This window comes from Ekhidna sp. (assembly GCF_040220215.1).
Taxonomy (GTDB): Bacteria; Bacteroidota; Bacteroidia; order Cytophagales; family Cyclobacteriaceae; genus Ekhidna.
In genome coordinates, this window is record NZ_JAVJTR010000018.1 from 1 (window position 1) to 2,223 (window position 2,223).

1 protein-coding gene is annotated in these 2,223 nt (G+C 41.3%); it reads left to right on the forward strand.

Annotated elements, in window-relative coordinates:
* A partial coding sequence (locus tag RIC88_RS12805; RefSeq protein WP_350217939.1) for an Ig-like domain-containing protein occupies window positions 1–2,223 on the forward strand: 2,223 nt, incomplete at both ends.

Sequence of the window (2,223 nt, forward strand, 5' to 3'; positions counted from 1 at the left end):
ATCAATATCAATGACGTGGCTGAAGAGACCTCACCTCCTTCAATTCACTATTATTTCCCTGAGCATGAAGAAGAAGTTGATATAGATCTGTTTGGAAACGATCTGGCTTTCGATTTTGAAGAAGCAGTGACTGCCGGAGTAGGGACAGTAATCCAGATCAAAGACTATCTAACCGATGCAGTTGTGGAATCATGGGACATTGAAAATGAGGCTTTTGAAAACGGATATGTAGAATTAGCAATATCACCATTGGAATATGGCACCAAATATTATGTAATCATAGCCTCTGGTGAAATTGTTTCAGACATCAGTGGACTGGCGTTTTCAGGGCTAATCGGAAAGGATGACTGGACTTTCACAACTGTCGCAGCACCTGTTGCTCCAAATCTATCAACGCTAACGCCTGCGAATGGAGCTACCGATGTGCCAGTGAGTACCAGTATCATATTGGACTTTGATGTGGATGTTTACGTCTCACCGGATGTTACATTGGAAGTAAGGAATTATGCCACGGATGATTTAATTGAAAGCTTTCCCATCATAGAAGCTGCCTATGTAGAAGAAGATATCATTCTAACACCAGCTAATGACCTCCCAAACGGTACCCAACTTTATGTGGTACTCGGGGGGTCAGGATTTATTGAAGGGTACGATTGCAACTGTACCGAATTCGAAGGACTTACCTCCAAAGATGAATGGAGTTTCACGACAGTAGAAGGCCCTGACACAGAATCTCCCATCATCGTCAGTTTTAGCCCGGCGAACAATTCTGCTGACGTAGCATTGGATGCTGATTTAGTAGTAACATTTAATGAAGAGATTGTTGCAGGTGAAACTTTCGTTAGAGTAAGAAGTCTCGCAGGAAACGTGATATTAGGCGACAGGCCTGAGTTTGCACAGGATCTTTTTACAGTACAGGGATCATCCATGACTATTCACTTAGATCAAGCTCCAAATAAACTGAGTCACAATACGCAATATTATGTCACCATAGATGAAGGTGGTGTTGTAGATCTGTCTGGAAACAGGTTTGAAGGAATTAGTGATAATGCTACATGGACATTCTCAACGCTCGAAAATAGTCCACCTGTAGTAACTCAATTGAGCCCTGGAGATGATGCAGTTGATGTGATTGCTAATTCTAATCTTGTAATGAAATTTGACCGTACTATCCATTTGAATGAAACTACTACTAATGGTGTCTTCTACATAAGACAGGCAGGAACAAATGCCGTTGTTGAGGAGATTAACTTCACAAGTGGAAATGTTTTTGTGCAGAATGATACTGAACTAGTTATTTCTGGACTCTCTAACTTGTTACCCGAGAGAAGTTATTGGGTGATGGGGTTTAGCAATGATGGCATCCTCTTGACCGACAATGACTCGAATTTCTTTGGGAACTTTAACGATCCTACATTTTGGAATTTCACGACAATAAAAATCCCTCAGAGTATAATATTTAGCACACTTGGTGAGAGGACGTATGGTGATGAACCGTTTGATCTTTCAGCAAGTGCTACATCAGAATTACCGGTTAGCTTCACAGTTGAAAGCGGGCCCGCCACCATTTTAGGAAATACGCTAACAATTACTGGTGCCGGTTCAATCATAATAAGTGCATCACAATCAGGGGATGATAAATATGCAGCGGCAAATCCCGTTCAGCAAAATTTTGAGGTGGCCATGGCAAGCCTGACCGTGAGTGCAGATAACCATTCAATAGTATACGGTGAGGTCATCCCTGAATTAACAATGACTTATGAAGGATTTGTCAATGATGAAAGTGCATCATCCTTAGATGCCGAACCTGAGGTTAACGTCGATTTGGGAGGCCAGGCGGCACCTAATGCTGGTGTATATGATTTGATTGTTTCAGGAGGATCGTCAGGCAATTATGAATTCCTATACGAGAATGCCCTTTTGACGATTAATAAAGTTGATCAGATTATAACTTTAGAACCAATCATGGATAAAGAGTCATCGGATGAGCCCTTCGATGTGGTTGCTACCATCGATTCGAATTTACCGCTGACATTTGAAATAGATGGTCCTGCAACAATTTCCGGCACCACCATAACACTCAATGGTACTGAAGGAATCGTAACAGTAATAGTTTCTCAAGAAGGAGACAACAATCACCATGAAGCTTCGGAGACTTTGTTATTCAATGTATCTGTTCCTTTATCAGTTGGGAATCTTGCAAACGAGTTAAATATTTATCCT